This window comes from uncultured Rummeliibacillus sp., assembly GCF_934216135.1.
GTDB lineage: Bacteria > Bacillota > Bacilli > Bacillales_A > Planococcaceae > Rummeliibacillus.
Genome location: NZ_CAKQBI010000007.1, coordinates 87300 through 108530, shown reverse-complemented (window position 1 = coordinate 108530; position 21231 = coordinate 87300). Strand labels below are relative to the sequence as shown.

Annotated in this window: 21 protein-coding genes and 1 other annotated feature (1 of these 22 cut by a window edge); of the genes, 3 read left to right on the top strand and 18 right to left on the bottom strand. The window is 35.5% G+C overall.

The annotated features are described in order from the left end of the window. Positions 1-209: a binding site (T-box leader), on the bottom strand (it extends 29 nt beyond the left edge of the window). Positions 210-255: 46 nt separating this feature from the next. From gltX to Q0977_RS06595, 10 genes are all read right to left on the bottom strand, one after another. Next, positions 256-1716 (bottom strand): glutamate--tRNA ligase, encoded by a 1461-nt coding sequence (gene gltX, locus Q0977_RS06640; protein ID WP_299511701.1) that lies wholly within the window; start codon positions 1714-1716, stop codon positions 256-258. An 80-nt stretch (positions 1717-1796) separates the two neighbouring features. Continuing rightward, positions 1797-2273 (bottom strand): 2-C-methyl-D-erythritol 2,4-cyclodiphosphate synthase, encoded by a 477-nt coding sequence (gene ispF, locus Q0977_RS06635; protein ID WP_299511698.1) that lies wholly within the window; start codon positions 2271-2273, stop codon positions 1797-1799. Positions 2274-2275: 2 nt separating this feature from the next. Further along, positions 2276-2962: a 2-C-methyl-D-erythritol 4-phosphate cytidylyltransferase gene (gene ispD, locus Q0977_RS06630; protein WP_124217389.1), complete on the bottom strand. Its 687-nt coding sequence runs from the start codon at positions 2960-2962 to the stop codon at positions 2276-2278. A gap of 68 nt (positions 2963-3030) precedes the next feature. Continuing rightward, positions 3031-4125: a PIN/TRAM domain-containing protein gene (locus tag Q0977_RS06625; protein WP_299511693.1), complete on the bottom strand. Its 1095-nt coding sequence runs from the start codon at positions 4123-4125 to the stop codon at positions 3031-3033. A 110-nt stretch (positions 4126-4235) separates the two neighbouring features. Further along, entirely contained in the window at positions 4236-5612 is a 1377-nt protein-coding gene (gene radA / locus Q0977_RS06620) for a DNA repair protein RadA (protein WP_299511690.1), read from the bottom strand. A 116-nt stretch (positions 5613-5728) separates the two neighbouring features. Beyond that, positions 5729-8167, bottom strand: a complete 2439-nt coding sequence (locus Q0977_RS06615; RefSeq protein ID WP_299511687.1) for an ATP-dependent Clp protease ATP-binding subunit — start codon at positions 8165-8167, stop codon at positions 5729-5731. A gap of 26 nt (positions 8168-8193) precedes the next feature. Then, entirely contained in the window at positions 8194-9276 is a 1083-nt protein-coding gene (locus Q0977_RS06610; RefSeq protein ID WP_233548045.1) for a protein arginine kinase, read from the bottom strand. Next, positions 9263-9829, bottom strand: a complete 567-nt coding sequence (locus tag Q0977_RS06605; protein WP_119415325.1) for a UvrB/UvrC motif-containing protein — start codon at positions 9827-9829, stop codon at positions 9263-9265. The genes Q0977_RS06610 and Q0977_RS06605 overlap by 14 nt, the downstream gene beginning before the upstream one ends. A 13-nt stretch (positions 9830-9842) precedes the next feature. Next, entirely contained in the window at positions 9843-10313 is a 471-nt protein-coding gene (locus Q0977_RS06600) for a CtsR family transcriptional regulator (protein ID WP_119415326.1), read from the bottom strand. 165 nt (positions 10314-10478) lie between these two features. Continuing rightward, positions 10479-10796: a DUF4870 domain-containing protein gene (locus Q0977_RS06595; RefSeq protein ID WP_119415327.1), complete on the bottom strand. Its 318-nt coding sequence runs from the start codon at positions 10794-10796 to the stop codon at positions 10479-10481. Between the two features lie 176 nt (positions 10797-10972). Here Q0977_RS06595 and Q0977_RS06590 point away from each other — a divergent pair, with 176 nt between their 5' ends. After that, positions 10973-11200 carry a hypothetical protein gene (locus Q0977_RS06590; protein ID WP_119415328.1) on the top strand — a complete coding sequence of 76 codons (228 nt, stop codon included), beginning with the start codon at positions 10973-10975 and terminating at the stop codon, positions 11198-11200. Positions 11201-11425: 225 nt separating this feature from the next. Then, positions 11426-12388, top strand: a complete 963-nt coding sequence (gene corA / locus Q0977_RS06585; RefSeq protein WP_119415329.1) for a magnesium/cobalt transporter CorA — start codon at positions 11426-11428, stop codon at positions 12386-12388. Positions 12389-12477: 89 nt separating this feature from the next. On the opposite strand, the gene Q0977_RS06580 is transcribed toward corA, so the two are convergent. After that, positions 12478-12675 (bottom strand): hypothetical protein, encoded by a 198-nt coding sequence (locus Q0977_RS06580; RefSeq protein WP_147414467.1) that lies wholly within the window; start codon positions 12673-12675, stop codon positions 12478-12480. A gap of 241 nt (positions 12676-12916) precedes the next feature. Between Q0977_RS06580 and Q0977_RS06575 the strand changes: the two genes are divergently transcribed. Next, entirely contained in the window at positions 12917-14230 is a 1314-nt protein-coding gene (locus Q0977_RS06575; protein WP_299511666.1) for a globin-coupled sensor protein, read from the top strand. A gap of 97 nt (positions 14231-14327) precedes the next feature. Here the strand turns inward: Q0977_RS06575 and Q0977_RS06570 are convergent, their stop codons facing one another. The 7 genes from Q0977_RS06570 to Q0977_RS06540 form a co-directional block, all read right to left on the bottom strand. Continuing rightward, the gene (locus Q0977_RS06570; protein WP_119415332.1) at positions 14328-14819 is read right to left on the bottom strand and encodes an acyl-CoA thioesterase; all 492 of its coding nucleotides are present in this window, start codon (positions 14817-14819) and stop codon (positions 14328-14330) included. A gap of 119 nt (positions 14820-14938) precedes the next feature. Continuing rightward, on the bottom strand, positions 14939-16366 hold the full coding sequence (locus tag Q0977_RS06565; RefSeq protein ID WP_124217400.1) for an aldehyde dehydrogenase family protein: 1428 nt from the start codon (positions 16364-16366) through the stop codon (positions 14939-14941). Positions 16367-16587: 221 nt separating this feature from the next. Continuing rightward, positions 16588-16950, bottom strand: a complete 363-nt coding sequence (locus tag Q0977_RS06560) for a DUF779 domain-containing protein (RefSeq protein ID WP_124217401.1) — start codon at positions 16948-16950, stop codon at positions 16588-16590. 16 nt (positions 16951-16966) lie between these two features. Then, the gene (locus Q0977_RS06555) at positions 16967-18484 is read right to left on the bottom strand and encodes an aldehyde dehydrogenase family protein (RefSeq protein ID WP_124217403.1); all 1518 of its coding nucleotides are present in this window, start codon (positions 18482-18484) and stop codon (positions 16967-16969) included. Positions 18485-18727: 243 nt separating this feature from the next. Continuing rightward, positions 18728-19429, bottom strand: a complete 702-nt coding sequence (locus tag Q0977_RS06550) for a CpsD/CapB family tyrosine-protein kinase (RefSeq protein ID WP_124217405.1) — start codon at positions 19427-19429, stop codon at positions 18728-18730. Positions 19430-19431: 2 nt separating this feature from the next. Continuing rightward, positions 19432-20184, bottom strand: a complete 753-nt coding sequence (locus tag Q0977_RS06545) for a YveK family protein (protein ID WP_299511653.1) — start codon at positions 20182-20184, stop codon at positions 19432-19434. Between the two features lie 234 nt (positions 20185-20418). After that, on the bottom strand, positions 20419-21189 hold the full coding sequence (locus Q0977_RS06540) for a tyrosine-protein phosphatase (RefSeq protein ID WP_299511650.1): 771 nt from the start codon (positions 21187-21189) through the stop codon (positions 20419-20421). Positions 21190-21231 lie beyond the last annotated feature (42 nt).

Sequence of the window (21231 nt, the reverse complement as noted above, 5' to 3'; positions counted from 1 at the left end):
CTCTGGTTGAAAATATTTTTAAAATATTTCCCACTCAAACGTCTTTAACGGCGACAAACCGACTAAGCTTACTAATTTGCATACGCCAAATGTTCAGCTTAGTACTCGGAGGTGCATTTCTGTTTTGCATTGGCTCAGATCACTTTCAGCCGGTGATGATCCTCTCTTTGGAGCATACGCCACATACTTCTCCTCTTCAACGTTTTACATTTATTAGCTTAATTGTACAATGAAGCAGAAAAAAATCAACAAAAATTATTTTACATATTTTCCAATACGTTTAAGAACTGTTTCTTTGCCAAGTAAAACAAGTGCATCATTTAGTTCTGGACCATGCATTTCACCTGTTGTAGCAACACGAATAGGCATATAAAGATTTTTCCCTTTATGGCCTGTTTCTTTTTGTACAGCTTTGATTGCTTTTTTGATTTCTGCTGGTTCAAATTCTTCTAAAGTTTCAAGTTTTTCTTTAAATGCAGCCATAACTTCTGGTACTTGTTCACCAGCTAATACTTCTTTTTCTTCATCATTAAATTCAAGTTCTTCTGTAAAGAACATTTGAGATAATTCTACGATTTCAGCGCCGTAGCTCATTTGTTCATGATAAAGACCGATTAATTGACTAGCCCATTCAGCTTCTTCAGCTGTTGGATTTTTTGCAACCAAACCTTCTTTTTGTAGGAATGGTAAACATAATTCAACCACTTGCTCATGAGATAATTTTTTCATGTATTGGTTGTTCATCCATTTTAATTTATGTGTATCGTACATAGATGGTGATTTAGAAAGACGTGATTCGTCAAATTGAGTGATTAACTCATCCATTGAGAATATTTCTTCTTCACCTTCTGGAGACCAGCCGAGTAATGCTAAGAAGTTTAGCATAGCTTCTGGTAAATACCCAAGTTCTTTGTATTGAGAGATGAATTGGATAATAGATTCATCACGTTTTGAAAGTTTTTTATGGTTTTCGTTAACGATTAATGTCATGTGGCCAAATTTAGGTGGTTCCCAGCCAAATGCACGATAAATCATCAATTGTTTTGGTGTATTTGATAAATGTTCTTCACCACGGAATACATGTGTCATTTCCATCAAGTGATCATCCAGAACAACTGCAAAGTTATATGTTGGAATACCGTTTGCTTTTACGATTACCCAGTCACCAATATCTTTCGATTCAAATGTTACTTCTCCACGAATAATATCTGTAAATGTATATGTTTCATTTTCTGGGACTTTGAAGCGAATTGTGTAAGGCATACCTGCTGCCTCTTTTTCAGCTACTTCTTCAGCAGATAAGTGACGGCAAGTTCCATTATACATTGGTGCAGCCACACCGTTTGCACGTTGTGTTTCACGTTCAGCTTCTAATTCTTCTGGTGTACAGAAACATTTGTAAGCCATACCCATATCGATTAATTTTTGTGCAGCTTCTTTATAAGTGTCTAAACGTTCCATTTGACGATAAGGAGCGAATGGACCACCGATTACTGGTGATTCTACAGGTTCAATACCTAACCAAGCTAGGTTATGAAGTTGAGATTCTTCGCCGCCTTCAATGTTACGAGCTACATCTGTATCTTCAATACGGAAGATGAAATCTCCGTTATAGTGTTTTGCATATAAATAATTGAATAGTGCTGTACGTGCGCCACCGATGTGTAAATGTCCTGTTGGACTTGGTGCATAACGAACACGAACTTTGTTAGTCATGATTAGAATCCTCCTATTTATCGTTCAAAAAAATTCAACTTTGTCCATTTTACCACTGCAACTATAAAAATTAAAGAAAGTCAATTTTTTATAAGTAAAATTGTTGCCATTGAAGCAATTCCCTCTTCACGACCAGTAAAACCTAGTTTTTCCGTAGTCGTTGCTTTAACATTAACTTGAGAAGGTTCTGCGTGTAAAATTTCTGCAATACAATTACGCATTTGTTCAATGTATGGTGCCAATTTTGGGCGTTGTGCCATTATTGTACAATCTACATTTCCTAAAGAATAGCCTTTATCTTCGACCATTTTCCAAATAAATGCTAATAACTTTGCAGAATCTGCATTCTTGAATTCAGGGTCTGTATCTGGAAAATGACGTCCTATATCACCTTCACCAATTGCCCCAAGCGCCGCATCTGTCACAGCATGCAACAATACATCTGCATCTGAATGGCCTAATAATCCTTTATCATGAGGAATCGTAATCCCTCCAATAATTAGCGGACGTCCTTCCGCAAAAGCATGTACATCAAAACCTTGTCCTATTCGAAACATAATTATCCTCCTATACGTTGGCTCAGAATTGCTTCACCAAACACTAAGTCCTCTTTAGTAGTTATTTTAACGTTTTCATAGCTACTTTCAACAATATATACAGATTGTCCCAAACGTTCTACAAGCATTGCTTCATCAGTTCCCAAGAAATGATCTTCTTCTGCTTGTTGTTCTGCACGTTTTAGTATCTCGAAGTTAAATGCTTGTGGTGTTTGAATCATCCATAGGCTCGAACGGTCTACTGTCTCTTCAATGACACCATCCTTTACACGTTTCATTGTATCCTTTGCACGAACTCCAGCTATTGCTGCTCCCTTGGCATGTGCTGCCTCAACTAACTTATGGATAGTAGGTATTGTGATAAAAGGTCTTGCTGCATCATGAACCAATACGATTTTCCCGTCTTCCACCTTTTTCACACAATTATTCACACTATATTGTCTTTCTGAACCTCCATCAAGAAGTGCTCTTACTTTTGTAATTTGATATTTGGCTAAAAGCATTTCAATATATGAACGTTCCTCTGGTTTTACTGCTAACCATATTCCTTTACATTCACCATCTTGTTGAAATACTTCTAATGTATGTATCAAAATAGGCTTTTGTCGCAATTCCAAAAACAATTTATTTCGACCTGCAGCCATTCTTTTGCCACTACCTGCTGCTGGTAATATAACATCGTATTGCATGTCCTTTTCTCACTTCCTCATCAATGAAAAGACAAGGCAAATCTGCCCTGTCTTTTCTTTCTTTTGAATTATGCCATTCTTCCATTTTGCTTAGGTTTTGCAAATATCATTCGACCTGCGGATGTTTGTAATACACTTGTGACAGTTACAACGATAGCTTGCCCAATAAATGATTTACCTTCTTCAACAACAATCATTGTACCATCATCTAAATATGCAACACCTTGGTTATGCTCCTTACCATCTTTGATTACTACTACATTCATCTCTTCGCCAGGAATTACAACCGGTTTCACTGCATTTGCTAAATCATTTATATTAAGAACTTCTACATTATGCAAATCACAAACTTTATTTAGATTAAAATCATTTGTTAAAATTTTGCCACCCATTTTTTTGGCAAGACGGACTAATTTTAAATCCACTTCTTGAACATCTTCAAAATCAACTTCTGTTATTAGAACTTGTGAAGCCCGTTCGTCTTGAAGCTTTCTTAAAATATCTAATCCTCTACGACCCCTTGTACGTTTTAATGTATCCGAAGAGTCTGCTATATGTTGCAACTCAGTTAAAACGAATTGAGGGACGACTAGAATCCCCTCTACAAAACCTGTTTCGGAAATATCTGCAATTCTACCATCGATAATGACACTTGTATCTAATAACTTATAGATAGTCCCTGAAATTTCCGTTTCATCTGTGGCTCTTTTCTTTGAGCTATTATGCGATTTACCTGTGGTAAACACATTGATTAACTCATCTCGCTTTTTAAAGCCTACTTGGAATCCTAAGTACCCTAGTACAATCGATAATAAAATTGGTAAAACTGTCGTAACAATAGGAATGTTCACGCTATCAATTGCAAAACCTATTAAATAAGCAACAATTAATCCAATGATTAAACCAAGTGTACCGAACAATAAATCTCCAACAGGCGCTTTCAATAATTTTTCTTCCATCCACTTGATAAACTTCACGAAATAGTCTGAAAGTAAAAATGAAAACCCAAATAATATTAACGCACCAATAGCAACTGAAGTATACGGATTATTTAGCCATGGGTTTGAAGATAAATGAATCAATTCGTATAATGGCGGTAATATAAATAAACCCATTGTTCCTCCGATAAAAAGAAACGCAATTTGGATAATTTTCTTAAGCATATGATACACCTCCTAGGATAACAATTATTATTACATATCAACGCTTGATATACCCATATAAACAATTTATGACATATAAACTTAAATATAGACATTAAATTATTAGAAAATCACACGCCTTTAAAGCTAAGTTGTAACGCTTGGTTCACTGTATCTACTCCAAGTACTTCAATATCATTTGGATAATCCCATCCACCTATGTTTGATGACGGAATTATAACACGTTTAAAACCTAATTTAGCTGCCTCTTGCACTCTTTGTTCAATGCGAGAAACACGACGTACTTCACCAGTCAAGCCGACTTCCCCTATATAGCAATCCATTGGTTTCGCTGCAACATCCCTAAAACTAGAGACAATACTAACTAAGACCGCTAAGTCAATGGCGGGTTCATCTAATTTAACACCACCAGCTACTTTAATATAGGCATCCTGAGCTTGTAGTAGCATCCCCATTCTTTTTTCTAACACTGCCATTAAAAGCGAAATACGATTTTGATCAACACCTGAGGCCATTCGCTTAGGATAATTAAAACTTGATGGTGTTACAAGCGCTTGAATTTCCACCAAAATAGGTCTAGTTCCTTCCATCGAAGCTACAACAGTTGAACCAGGTGCTCCTTGCGAACGTTCTTGTAAAAACAATTCTGAAGGATTTAATACTTCTTTCAACCCATTCTGAAGCATCTCAAAGATGGCGATTTCATTTGTTGAACCAAAACGGTTTTTTTGGCTACGAAGTATTCGATACGTATGGTGACGCTCGCCTTCAAAATATAAAACAGTATCCACCATATGTTCCAAAATACGTGGACCAGCTATTTGACCTTCTTTTGTTACATGTCCAACTAAGAAAATGGCAATATTCTTTGTTTTAGCAATCCTCATGAATTCAGCAGTACATTCTCGGACTTGGGATACACTACCGGGTGCACTCGTTACATTTGGATGATAAACCGTTTGAATAGAATCTACAATGACAAACTTTGGTTTTACATCTTCAATCGTCTGATTTAAAAATTCTAAATTGGTCTCTGAATATATATATAGTTCTGATGACTTTACGCCAAGACGTTCTGCTCGTAGTTTTGTTTGACGAATAGATTCTTCTCCAGAAATATAGAGAACACGATGTCCCTTATTTGACAAAAGTGCTGATAATTGCAGTAATAATGTGGATTTTCCGATACCTGGATCCCCACCAACTAATACAAGTGATCCTGGTACCACTCCACCTCCTAGGACGCGGTTCAATTCTTTAAGTTCCGTTTCTACTCTTGGTGCTTCTTCTGATTCTACAGAAATGATTGGTACCGCTTTTTGCGAAACTTTATCAGAGTGTTGAAACGCACCTCTTGGACCTTTTGAAACAATCTCTACTTCTTCTACCATCGTATTCCATTCACCGCAACCCGGGCATCTACCTAGCCATTTTGGCGATTCATATCCGCATGAGTTACAAAAGAATTTTGTCTTTTTTTTGACCATTTTTTTCTCCTTATAGTGTCATTTCTTTACTTCATATTATAAAACAAGGCATTCCAAATTTCTCATTTGGAATGCCCTTTTAAGACATATATTCACTTTTCGCTATAAGTCATTCATTATTTTGTAACGAGTCCTTTTACATTTACAACAAATTGATCGTCTTCTACATCAAATACAACTCGTTGACCATTTAACACGGTACCTTTTAAAATTTCTTCAGAAAGTCGATCTTCTACATGTTTTTGGATTGCTCGACGTAATGGACGTGCTCCGTATTGCGGATCATATCCTTCCTTCGCTATTTTTTCAATAGCATTTGGTGTTAACTCAAGTGTAATATTTTGTTCTTCTAGTCGTTTTGTTAATGTTTTTGCCATAAGAACAACAATTTTATTCAATTCTTCTTTTTCTAGTGAATGGAAGACAATCATTTCATCAATACGGTTTAAAAATTCAGGACGGAATGCTTTTTTCAATTCTTCCATCATTACATTTTTTGCATTTTCTTGACTTTGTTTTGCACTTTGAGCACCAAATCCAAGAGATTTACGATATTTCAATGCTTCTGCACCAATATTAGAAGTCATAATAACTACAGTATTACGGAAGTCAACGACGCGTCCTTTAGAATCTGTCAATCGACCATCATCAAGGACTTGCAAAAGAATATTGAAAACATCTGGATGTGCTTTTTCAATTTCATCAAGTAAGACAACAGAATATGGTTTACGACGAACCTTTTCTGTTAGTTGACCACCTTCATCAAAACCTACATATCCTGGTGGTGAACCTACAAGGCGTGAAGTCGAATGTTTTTCCATGTATTCAGACATATCAACTCGAATCATTGCATCTTCATCACCAAACATAACTTCTGCCAAAGCTCGAGCAAGTTCTGTTTTACCTACACCTGTTGGGCCTAAGAAGATAAATGATCCAATTGGACGTTTCGGATCTTTTAATCCAGCACGTGCTCTACGAATAGCTCTTGAAATAGCTTCAACTGCTTCACCTTGACCTATGACACGTTTGTGCAATTCTTCTTCAAGATGTAATAACTTCTCAGATTCTTCTTGAGCTAATTTAGAGACAGGCACTCCTGTCCACATCGATACGACTTCCGCAATATCATTTACCGTTACTTTTGACTCTGCCTTTCCTTGAGCTTCTTTCCATTCTTTTTTGGTTGTATTTAGTTTGTCTTTTAGCTTTTGTTCAGTGTCACGTAATGATGCAGCTTTCTCAAACTCTTGTGATTGAACTGCAGCCATTTTCTCTGAATGAATCGAATCTAGCTGTTGTTCTAATTCTTTTAAGTCAGGCGGCGTTGTAAATGAACGTAAGCGTACTTTTGAACCTGCTTCATCGATTAAGTCGATTGCTTTATCTGGTAAGAAACGGTCAGAAATATAGCGATCTGACATTTTAGCAGCTGCTTCAATTGCTGCATCTGTAATTTTCACACGATGATGTGCTTCATAACGATCACGCAATCCTTTAATAATTTGAATAGCTTCATCTACAGTTGGTTCATCTACTTGAATTGGTTGGAAACGACGTTCCAGTGCAGCATCTTTTTCAATATATTTACGATATTCATCTAACGTTGTGGCACCGATACATTGTAATTCACCACGTGCTAGTGATGGTTTTAAAATATTGGATGCATCAATTGCACCTTCTGCACCACCCGCACCAATCAATGTATGCAATTCGTCGATAAATAAGATGACATTACCAGCTTGACGTATTTCATCCATAACTTTTTTCAAGCGATCTTCGAATTCACCACGGTATTTGGTACCCGCCACTACAGTTCCCATATCTAAAGTCATCACACGTTTATCACGTAGTGTTTCTGGAACCTCATTGTTCACAATTTGTTGAGCAAGACCTTCAGCAATTGCTGTTTTACCTACACCGGGTTCCCCGATTAATACAGGGTTGTTTTTTGTTCGACGAGATAATACTTCAATAACACGCGTAATTTCTTTGCTACGGCCAATTACAGGGTCCAAGCTGCCTTCTCTAGCAATTTGCGTAAGGTCGCGTGCTAAGCCATCCAAAGTCGGTGTATTCGCTGCTGGAGCTGCATTCGTATTTGCTTGTGGATGATCACTACTACCTAATAGTTGTAATACTTGTTGGCGAGCTTTGTTTAAGCTTACCCCTGCATTATTTAATACTCGTGCTGCTACACCTTCGCCTTCACGAATTAATGCTAAAAGTAAATGTTCTGTGCCAATATAGGAATGGCCTAATTTACGTGATTCATCAACTGATAACTCAATTACCTTTTTAGCTCTAGGCGTATAATGGACAATCGGGCCAACATTTTTTGTACCCATTCCGACTAATTCCTCAATACCTTCTTCAATCATTTCGGTACTTACATCGATTGCTTCAAGTGCTTTCGCGGCAATTCCGCCACCCTCGCGGATTAACCCTAATAATATATGTTCAGTACCAATTGCCTCGTGTTTCATACGAATTGCTTCTTCTTGAGCAAGTTGCAAAACCTTTTGAGCACGCTGTGTAAAACGATTATACATCATAAAAATCCTCCCCTTCTTCACCGTTTCTACTGTTTAGAGTCTGTATTATTCATTTGCAATTGTTCTCTAATAATAGATGCACGATAAACATCTCTTTCGTTTGCTTGAAGTGTTGTACCTGCATGTTGCTGTAAAAATCCCGGTTGCATGATTAACATGCACTCATTTAACACACGATCTGGAATAGGTGGTATCAATCCTAAATCTATACCTAATCGTACATTTGATAGACAATTTGCTGCTTCTTCACTCGAAAGGATTCTTGCATATTGTAAAACTCCTAGCGAGCGATTTAATCTGTCAGACACAGCAATAGATGCATGTTCTAATAACGCTCGCCTTGCACCAATTTCCTTTTGAACAATCTGTTCTGCAACGCTTTGTAAATCTAAAATTATATCTTCTTCGGGCTTACCAAGCGTAATTTGATTTGAAATTTGATAATAATTACCGGTAGCCTCTGTACCCTCACCATAAATTCCTCGCACAACCATCCCTAATCGCGCCATCGTATTAATAAGTGGTCCCATTTGGTTCGTCACTGTTAGAGCAGGTAAATGCATCATTACTGAAGCTCTAAGACCAGTTCCTGTATTAGTTGGGCAACTCGTTAAATACCCAAATGAATCATCGAAAGCATATGGTAATTTTTCTTCTAACAGGCGATCCATCTCATCAGCTAAATGATATGCTTTGTCTAGTTGTAATCCTGGTTGTAAGCATTGAATTCGGATATGATCCTCTTCATTTATCATAATACTAATCGTTTCATCTTCTGATACTAAGATTGAACCCATTTTTGTTTTATTTGCCAATTGTGGGCTTATTAAATGCTTTTCCACTAATACTTGTCGTTGTAATGCTGGCATATCATGAAGTGAAAAATAGGAAAACGGAACATCTAGATTATTTTCTTCATCAATAATTGCACTAGACACAAGTTTATCAATTTGTAGTGCTTCCTCATCTGAAAAAGCTCTTGGAAAACGAAAACCCGTTAAATTCCTAGCCAATCGAATGCGTGTACTCATAATGATATCCCCATAATTAATATCCCCACGCATCCAAAGAGGTGGCTTACTTTTTAGAAAATGATCAATGCTCGTCACTTTCTTCACCCCCTGATTGTAACTTCTTCTCTATTTCTCGAACTTGGTCTCGAATACTAGCTGCATCTTCAAAACGTTCTTCCTCAACAGCCGATTTCATATCTTGCCGTAATGCCTCAATTTGCCTTTTCATCTGATAACTCTCGTTAATAGAACCTGGTACTTTTCCAATATGCTCAATTGCACCATTATGAAGTCTTTTAAGTACTTGAGGTAATTGCTCTTTAAAAGTTTCATAACAAGTTGGGCAATTAAATTTCCCCTCTTCTAAGAACTTTCTATAAGTCATGCCACATTGTGGACAACTATCGTTTTGAACTTTTGTCTGAGTATTACTAATTGGAACTGCCTGAACCGACCAGCTTGGTGTCCCAAACCAACTTGAAAATAATTTTTGCACTGCATTTGGGTCTTCATCTGAATCGAGGTTCAAGTGAAAATGATCCAACTGCTTATTACACACATCGCAATAATGCCTAGTCAATTTTTTACCATTTTTCATTTGTGTAACTGTGATAGTAGCCGGTCGCTGTTTACAATTTTCACAAATCATACCTTGCACCTCTTTACGTTTGCTTGTCATACTTTAACGTTAATAACATAGCGTGCAATATTCGTGCACGTAATTCATCCCTTACCGGCAAGTTAATACATAGTACTGAACGATCAAGTGCTGCAATCATCATTTTGGCTTCTCTACGGGTAATCACATCTTCGTCAATCAAACGGAAAATAAAATCTTGAGTCGACGACTGGGATATTGAATCACCGACTTGTTGTAAAATTTCATCGATCAGTTCTGCCTCAGAGTTAGCCTTTACACGTAAAATTCGAATATAGCCGCCTCCACCACGTTTACTTTCTACTATATAACCACGTTCAGCAGTAAATCTTGTATTAATGACATAATTTATTTGTGACGGTACACATTGAAATTTATCGGCAATCTCACTTCTTTTTATCTCAATATGCCCTTTACCACCTAATTCAATAACTTCCTTCAAATACCCTTCAATAATGTCAGAGATATTTCGCATTTAGCTTCCACCTCACTCGCATCACTGACTTTGACTATCTTTGACTATATTATATAAGGCTATAAAAAATGTCGCAAATATTCTGCATTACTTTTTATGGTTTTCGTTTTTCTAATATACATAAAAAGCATACCGCTATATGCAGTATGCTCAACAATTAACTGATTAAATCCACTTACCCACTATAGGATAATCCCACGCTTCATCTTGCAACGCTTTAACAATCCCAATGATCGGAACAATAATACCCATAAGACCGAAGACAATAATCATCGGAATACCAATTATAGCTAAAATTATGGTGATGGATAAGAAGGTCCCAACACCAACTAATAACCACATTACAAATTGGAATAACAACGCTTGAATGGATAATTTTTTTACTTCTTCATCTTTAATAAAAAGGAAGAAGAGTATTGGCACTAAACATGGAGCAAAAAATGCACTTGCATGCAAGATCACTTTTATTCCCTTTTCCTCCAAACTAATCACTCACTTTCAATGTACTAAAAACATTTATGTTATAGCTATTTTACGTTCAATACGATAAATAAGTTTCACTTTTTATAAAACTTTACATAACCCCTTTCTACTAAACTGGAACATTTCAATTATTGTTTCGTCTTTTTTTATATAACAAAGTAAGGAGGTTGTTTCCTATGAAAAAAGCACTTTTACTTATAGGGACAATTCTACTCAGCTTACTCATTTTTATCGGTATGCCCTACTACTTACTAAAAAGTTCATTAATGCACAATTGCAGCGAGCAATCAGCGACATGTACCGAAACAATGCATCATAAATTATCCCACGAAATTTCAATTCACCCCGATTTTCGGGATTCTAATATACTAGAGAAACTTTCAACTAATAAACCCGGCTATTGAAATCTTTAGTAGGGATCATTTATAACGAGAAAACTTACTAGGCTATTCCTTTCTACTATAAAATTTTGCTAGCTATGGTTGTCGAATTAAGATTCCACCATTCTCATTACAAGAGGCTTGTCTCAAAAGAGCTTTTCAGACAAGCCCTTTTTCTATTCAATTTATGGAAACATTAGCATTTTTGTGAGAGGATAAGTATAACAATGGTTGAAATGAGGCGTAACAATGATTCGAACACTTGGAGTGACTAATGATCAACAACTAAAAGTGAATTTCCCATTAGAAGAAATTAAACAAGGTCAATTCGATTGGTATTGGGTAGATTTTGTGAAACCTGATGCCAAAGAAGATGCATTATTAGATACCTTTTTCCACTTTCATCCTTTAGCAATTGAAGATTGTTTAATGCGTCTACAACGCCCAAAAATAGATTATTACGATGATTATCATTTTCTAGTTGTCCATAAGATTAACGAAGAAACATTTGAAGCTGAAGAAGTAAACCTGTTCGTTTCCCCTAATTTTGTGGTAACTTATCATAAATCCTCTGTACCGGAATTTGACGTTGTAAGGAATCGATTAGCAAATCGTCCACAGACTTGGGAACGGGGGTCTATTTTTGTTATGTACCAAGCAATAGATAAAATTGTAGACAGTTATTTTCCTATGGTATATAACATCGAAGACCATTTAAATGAAATTGAAGATCATTTGAATTATCAAAATAGCACAAAATCCATGGGTAATGTATTCGACTTACGAAGCGATTTACTTCATATAAGAAGAACGATTTTACCAATGCGCGATTTACTGTATCGTATATTAAATTCTTACCGATTTAATTTGGGCGATCAAGAAAGGGTCTATTTTGGAGATATTCATGACCATTTACTCAAACTAACTGAAATGGTTGAGTCGAATCGTGAACTAACAGCTGATATGAGAGATAGCCATATGTCAGTAAACGCTACTCGTATGAATGGTATTATGATGATTTTAACAATTATTTCATCTATCTTTATCCCATTAACCTTTATAGCTGGGGTTTATGGTATGAACTTTAAGCATATGCCAGAACTTGAATGGCATTATGGATACTTCATTATTTTATTAGCGATGTTAGGCATTGCTATTTCAATGATAGCTTGGTTCAAATATAAAGGATGGTTTGACTTATTTAAACCATAAAAAATGCCTCTTTCATTTTTATGAACGGAGGCATTTTTACTTTTTAAAGAAGATTCTATTTCAAAAATTAGCGACTGATAAATTTTAAACTATTTATCTTTTATACCGAATAAAATAAATGACAAAATGTAAGTTACTAAAGTTGCTCCAGCTGCAATTAAAATACGATTAGTAGTTGGGACTGAAGTGTAATTAGAATTCAGTAACATCATAGAAGATACAGCAACTACAGCAGCTAATGGTAATGCGTATTTCATACCTCTTTGTTTATCCATTCTATCGTACATCCTTTTCTCTAAAACATTTTCTTTATTGTAGCATGCTAACATCTATACGTAACTTAAAACCTGTGACAATCTATTTTCTACCTTGATATAAAACTTGTTTTTTTGTTTAAGAATACTCTATATCTTATACATTTAATTACATTGTAATAATTCCACGCGTAAAATATTGAAAAAAATGATAAAATGATAGATAAATCGGTATAGTCAATATTAATTATATAACTAATGAAATGGAGACATTATGGTGGCACTTTGGTCTAGTAAACGTAATATAAACAAGAGCAATAACTATTTCAATATTAATCAATACATTGGACAAGTCACATTAGATCTATCAAAACATCCAGAAATACAAAAACAAGCTAAATTATTGCAACTAACAGTAGAGGACTTAGCAATTATTAAACAACTACAACCACTTTCACAGGAATTAATCGTCGAAATGGTTGACAATTTTTATAATTCTATTAGTCAATCATCGGATTTAAGCAATATTATCAATAAATATTCCGCTATTGATCGTTTAAAAGTAACACTTACACGTCATATTACAGAAATTTTCAACTGTCATATTGATGATGAGTATATTCAACAAAGGATTAAAATCGCTCATGTACATGTTCATATCGGTCTAAAATCTAAATGGTATATTAATTCTTTCCAATCCTTAACGACAACTTTTTCAGCATTTATACAACGACTAGAGCTATCAAATTATGATACAGCACTAGCTATTAATGCTTTTTCTAAAATCATAAATTTAGAACAACAAATTGTCATAGAAGCTTATGAACTAAAACAAGAAGATGAACGTATCCAAGCAAATGAATTTAAGCATAATATTATTCTTTCAGTTCAAAGCACTTCACAAGAATTAAGTGCAATTAGTGAAGAAACAACAGCTTCCATTCAATCATTGGCAAGCCAAGCGAATGATATAACGCAATCTACTCAACAAGGACTTGAATTTGTTACTTCTACTCAAGAAAAATCTGAGAGTGGCAAACAACTTCTAGAAGAACAAACGAAACTTATGAATCAAATGTCAAAAAGCGTATCCACACTTGATGATACAATGAGCCAATTACGTGTATCATCTCATAAGATAAATGAAATCGTACACCTTGTTACAGATATTGCGGATCAAACTAATTTATTAGCATTAAATGCTTCTATAGAGGCAGCCCGTGCAGGTGAGCATGGTAAAGGTTTTGCAGTCGTAGCAGAAGAGGTCCGCAAACTTGCCGAAGAAACAAAAAATGCAGTTCAAAATGTATCACACCTTATTGAAGAGACAGAAAATAATATTGAAAATATGTCGAGTTCCGTAAAAGGTGTTGATACACAAATAACAAATGGTGTTAGTATGCAAAGTGAATTAGAAAAATCATTTCTTAAAATTGCTGAGGCAGTAGCTGGGATTAAAACAATTAATGAAGACACAATTGAAGACATCACAACAATTTCACAACTGTTACGTGATTTAAGCGAAGGTGCTATGCAAGTCTCAACATCTGCCGATCAATTAACGAATATCGCAAACAGTCTAGATTAATAGAAATTATCTATAAGACAACTAACAGGAATTACTTAAATCTAAAAAAACGTCAACCCCGTATATCGAGTTGACGTTTTTCATTTTCTTTTATCATTTACATGGTAAAGAATTCATGCGGCATACTACGCTTTTCTTTACGATGTTCACGACGTTGGGGACCTGTTTCGAATAATCTCTTTTCTGCTTCTGTTTCAGGATATACAGGAGCAACTTCTTGTGGTTTACCATCCTTATCTACTGCAACCATAGTTACAAATGATTCAGTTGTTAGTCGCTTTTCGCCTGTATGAATATCTCGTGATTGCACAATAATATACAGCTCCATTGAAGTTCGACCAGTAGAACTTACGATAGCTTCCAATTCTAACACCTCACCTGAATGAACAGGAGAGATAAAATCAACCGAATCAAACGATGCTGTAACAGTTTGCATTTTAGCATGTTTCATAGATGTTATGGCAGCAATTTCGTCAATATACGCCAAAACTTTTCCACCGAAAATAGTATCCATATGATTTGTATCTGGTGGCAATACTAATCTTGTTTGAATAGTTCTAGATTGACTCATTGGAATAGGTTTAAGCATAAACAACACCCCTTTAAAATGTATCTGTATCTATGCTATATTTAAATCTGTATCTATGCAACAATAAAGCATTAGTTTATATATATTATGTTGTTATATAATTCCTAAAGACATAAATATTACAGTTTAGTTTTAATTGTTATAAACTTCATTTCTGTCATTTCTTGAACTGCGAATTTAATTCCTTCACGTCCATAACCGCTTTTTTTAATACCACCATATGGCATATTATCGATACGGAATGTTGGAACATCATTAATAATAACAGCTCCCGCTTCTAGTTCATCTGCTGCTCTCATTGCATCTTCTAAATTATTTGTAAAAATACCAGCATTTAAACCTAAGTCGGATTTGTTCAATAAATCGATAGCTTTGTCGAATGTTTCATATGGAACAATCGACACAATAGGTGCAAATGTTTCTTGACATACTATTTTCATATCTGGTTTGACATTCGTCATGACGGTTGGTGTCAAAGTACGTTCTGTAAAAGTACCACCTGTTGCAACAGTAGCTCCCTGCGCTTTTGCCTCTTCAATCCATTCAGTAATTCTAGTAACTTCTTTCGGGTTTATCATTGCACTTACATCTGTATTTTCATCCATCGGATCACCAACAACTAATTTTTCAGTTGTCTCCACAAATGCTTTTGTGAATTGTTCATAAATTGATTGGTGGACAAAAATCCGTTGCAATGAAATACATACTTGTCCTGCAAATCCAAATGCACCTCCTACACATCGATCAACAATTTTTTCTATTGGTGCACTCGGTTCAATGATCAATCCTGCATTAGAACCAAGTTCAAGTGTTACTTTCCGTAACCCCACTTTTTCTTTTATCTTCAGTCCAACAGTGCCACTACCTGTAAACGTTACTTTTTTAACAAGTGGATGTGTAACTAAAATATCGCTTAATTCGCTTCCGCTACCTGTCACAATTTGAAGCATACCATCTGGTAATCCTGCCTCTTTAAAAATTTCAGCCATCACAATACTACTTAGTGGTGTTTGCGTAGCTGGTTTTAACACAACTGCATTTCCTACTGCAAAAGCTGGTCCTAATTTATGTGCTACTAAATTAAAAGGAAAATTAAAGGGCGTAATCGCTGATACCACGCCTAAAGGAACACGTCTTGTCCAACCAATCCGATCAGATACGCCAGGCGCTGCATCCATTGGTATCGTTTCACCACTTACTTGTTTCGCTGCTTCTGCAGCAAATTGATAAGTTGCAATAGTGCGATCAATTTCAGTTAACCCTGCAGATAACGGTTTACCTGCTTCTAGTGCCAAAATTTCAGCAAATTCTTGTCGACGTCCTCTCATTATATTTACAACACGGTATAAAATCTCAGCTCTTTCATAAGCAGTTGATGATTTAAATTTTTTAAATGCTTCTTGTGCACTTTCAATCGCATATGCTACATCTTGTGGAGTCGCTTTTGCTACTTTTGCAATCACTTTCCCATCATAAGGTGATGTTAGCTCATAACTTTCTTTTGTATCTACCCATTGTCCATTAATCCATAGTTTTGTTTCTTTCAACACAAAACACCTCCATTTATGTTATACCCTCTTCTCTCCATACTATCACCTTTATTTGCTTAATGTCGTATAGCAAATTCAATTTTATCGGAAGATTTTATCATTTAAACTTTTGTAAAAGGGCATGAACATTAAGTAAAATATTGTTCATTAAAAAAGGGCCTGTCCCATAAGTAGAACACTTACGAGATAGCCCTTCTTTCTAATATGAGATTTCCGGTTTACAAAAGTTTTTTTACCTTTTCATATTCTTCATTTGTGAATACTCTTGAATTCGTAATGAAATGTTTTTCTTCTATACTATCCAGTGAAAAGGTAGCACCTCTACCTTCAACTGCATCTATAATTAGTTGCGTATGTTTCCAATAGTCATATTGACTCCTATGCATATAGAAAGGAACATTCCCTATGGAGCCAAGGTATATATCTGAAGCACCTAGTATAAAGTCACCCTCTCTATAGCACATAGGTGCAGAACCGTCACAACACCCAGCAGATTGATAAAACATGATAGGTCCATAAATGCTCTTCATATGTTCAATTAAGGTAAGTGCATCTTCTGTAGCAACAACACGTTCTACCATCTCTTTACCTCCTGACTTAGAAGAAGCCTTGTGGTTTACGGTTATAACTAACTAGTATATTTTTCGTTTGTTGATAGTGTTCAAGCATCATAGCGTGATTCTCTCGGCCAATCCCAGATTGTTTATAGCCACCGAATGCAGCACCTGCTGGATATTGGTGATACGTATTTGTCCAAACTCGGCCGGCCTGAATCGCACGACCTGCACGATATGCAATATCGCCTGAACGAGACCATACACCTGCCCCTAAACCATATACAGTATCATTTGCTATTTCAATTGCTTCCTCAAAATCTTTAAAAGTAGTTACCCCAATAACTGGGCCAAAGATTTCTTCCTGGAAGATACGCATTTTGTTGTTTCCTTTAAACACTGTAGGTTTAATGTAATATCCACCTTCAAGGCCTTCAATATGGTTTTCTTCACCACCAATCAAACATTCAGCACCCTCTTCTTTCCCTAATTTTAGGTAAGAAAGAATTTTTTGCTGCTGTTCATTAGAGGCTTGAGCACCCATCATGACTTCCGTGTCTAGTGGATTACCAATTTTAATCGCTTCAACACGTTGTAATGCGCGTTCAATAAATTTATCATAAATGGATTCTTGGATTAGTACACGAGATGGACATGTACAAACCTCGCCAGAGTTTAATGCAAACATAACTAAACCTTCAATTGCTTTATCCAAAAATTCATCATCATGATCCATCACATCTTCAAAGAATATATTTGGAGATTTACCACCAAGTTCGAGTGTAACAGGAATAATATTTTCAGTCGCATATTGCATAATTTGACGACCAACAGCCGTTGATCCAGTGAATGCAATTTTTGCAATACGCGGATTTGTAGCAAGTGGTTTTCCTACTTCGATGCCAAAACCATTTACGATATTCACAACACCTGCTGGAAGTAAATCTTGGATTAACTCCATCACTACCATAATAGATGCTGGCGTTTGCTCAGCTGGTTTCAACACAACACAGTTTCCTGCGGCTAATGCAGGAGCAAGCTTCCAAACTGCCATTAAAATCGGGAAATTCCAAGGGATGATTTGTCCAACAACACCAAGAGGCTCTTGAAAATGATAAGCAACGGTATCGTCATTTATTTGAGAAGTACGTCCTTCTTGAGCGCGAATGGCCCCCGCAAAATAACGGAAGTGATCAACTGCTAACGGAATATCGGCATTTAACGTTTCACGAACGGCTTTTCCATTATCCCATGATTCGGCTACAGCTATCATTTCTAGGTTTTCTTCAATACGATCTGCTATTTTGTTTAAAATTTGAGCACGTTCTGCTGCAGAAGTTTTGCCCCAAGCATCTTTTGCTGCATGTGCCGCATCTAGTGCCAATTCAATGTCTTCAGCAGTAGAACGAGCTGCCTTCGTAAAAACTTTTCCGTCAATCGGTGAAATATTTTCAAAATATTGTCCCTTTAAGGGTGCTACCCATTCGCCACCGATAAAGTTATCGTATTTTTCTTTGAAATGTACGATTGCGCCTTCAGTATTAGGATTTGCATAAATCATAGTAGAATCTCTCCCTTTATCAATATTGAAAACTCACTCCCTTAATATCCACTCAATTCTTTTAATATATCAATCTACCAAATTTGTCTGAGAGCGTTTTCACTTATTATAATGCCTTATACGCGTCTTATATTCAAATAATTCGCAAATTTTTATATTTTCGTTAAAAATTATTGTTCTTGCTGCGTTGAATAAGACTTAAATAGGAATGGAATTCTAAAAGTAAAACAATTATAAATTAGCTCAATGATATTGATAGTAATGATGTTTATGTGGCATTGCACTGTTATTTAAAACAATCCCTAAAATTTTCGCTTGAGAATTTTCAAGCGCTGCCCTCGACTTTAAAATATCCGCTTTTTTGGTCTTATTTCTATTAACTATTAATAATGTTGCGTTGCACTTATTGGATAAAATTCGTGCATCTGTAACCGGTAATAATGGAGGTGAGTCAAATATAACCAAGTCATATTCCTGAGTTACAATACTTATAAATGTATCCATCGTTTGAGATGCCAATAATTCTGATGGATTTGGTGGTAGAGGTCCGCTTGTTATCACATCTAATCCTACTATTGAAGTTTCTTGCACTGCTTCTTGAATAGTCTGATGTTTGATCAGTATACTTGATAGACCCTCTCTATTTGATAATCGAAATGTATGATGTAGTGTTGGTCTGCGCATATCGGCATCAACAAGTAATACCTTTTTTCCCTCCTGAGCAAAAACAACTCCTAGATTAGCTACATTCGTTGATTTCCCTTCACTTGAAAGGGATGAAGTAACAAGTAATGTTTTTAGATCTTCCCTCGGAGCAGAAAATGTAATATTTGAGCGGATTGTTCGAAACTGTTCTGAAATGATGGATTTAGAATTTGATATCGTTATAAGATTTCTCTCTAGTTTCAAAAGGTTATTTTTTTTTCGTTTTTTAAAAAGGACCACAATTAGACTCCCCCTACTCTACGAGATTGAGTTGGCATCTTTTTTCTCTCTTTTCTTGAGAAAATCATCCTTTTATCTTCAACAATAGGACCAACAGAGCCGATAACTGGCAGTTCTAACATCTCCTCAATATCTCGTTCGGATTTTATTCTTGTATCAAACGTTTCAATTAAAATAGCTATCCCTATGCCCAACAGTAATCCGACAATTGCTGCAATGCCCATATTTAATATTTTATTGGGCTTAATGGGGGTTGGATTTTCATCTAGTTTAGCAATTGATAATATATTTATATTATCCACTTTCATTAATTGCGGTATATTGCTTTCAAATACTTGAGCAACTTCATTTGAAATTTCCACTGCTTTCGCTGGACTTGAGTCTTCTACTTGAATCGTTAGCACTTGCGAATTGTTAGTACTTGAAACTGATATCTGTTGTGTCAGCTCTTCAGGGGTACTTTCTAATTGAAGATTATTAATAACTTTTGTTAAAATCACAGGGCTTTTGATAATGACATTATACGTATTGATTAACTGTAAATCCGCATCAATCTGTTGTGAGGATAGATATTGGTCCCCTTGTTCATATTTTTGATTGACTAGAATTTGGGTTTCCGCTTTATATACTGGTTTTAATACAAAATTATTCAGAGCTATCGCAATCCCAATAAAAATTATTGTTACTGATATGATTAAAAATGCAAATCTCTTTAAAATTATTATTAAATCACTTAGTTTGATCGTTGTTTCCAAGTCTCTCCCCCCTGTTCTAGTTACCTATTATTTTCTTCTCTTTGTAGTATAGTGTTGAATCTTTTAAGTTATTCATTCAATTGTTCAAAAATTTATAAATGCTATTTATATTGATGTTTTTTATTTAAAACAAAAAGCCGCATTAATCGAATATCATCAATTAATATGGCTTTTAAGAAAAGTTTATATCAATACGCTAAAAGGATCAGCATGGTATGAACATAGACAGTTACTCTATTGAGAAAATAATCCCAACCATTTTCTTTTTAGAATTTTCTCTGGTTCAAGTATAATGACGTCACTATTTGCAAGTATTCTTGCGTTATTTTCTAAAAATATGTCTACAAAGTCAGAACACTTGTGTTTTTCTAAATAAGATAATCCTTTGGCATATAAAAATGGGCGTTTCGACAAATTATGAACATCAGACCCATACGCGTGTATTATATTTGCCTTGATTAATTTCAAAGCATTTTGTTGAATACGTTTCCCAAAATGCCCCACAATGCTCCCTGCATTTATTTGAGATATCGCACCATGAAGCACGAGGCGCTCCAACAATTCAGGTTTTTCCATTATTCCATAATTTCGTTCGGGGTGGGCAATAACTGGAACAATACCTCTTGTCACTAATTGATTTATGATTTCAAAAGTATACTTAGGTACTCCTTGAGAAGGCAACTCTAACAATAAATACCTAGAATTTGCTAAAGTTAAGACTTTTCCTTTATCTAACTGCGGACATATTTGATCATTGAGTCTTACTTCATGACCAATATGGATATTTAATGGGATATCATGTATTTTTATCCCTTCTCTGAGAACATCGAATCTTTCCTTCACAATTCCTGTTTGAGCATGATATTGAGGATGAAATGCGTGTGAAGTAAAGACAATTTCAGTAATCCCTTCATCCACTGCACTGTAAAGCATTTTAATCGACTCTTCTATACTTTTTGGACCATCATCCACATCAAAAATGATATGACTGTGTATATCAATCATTAAGAACACACCCTTCTCAAAAGAAAATAATAAATCTTTTAT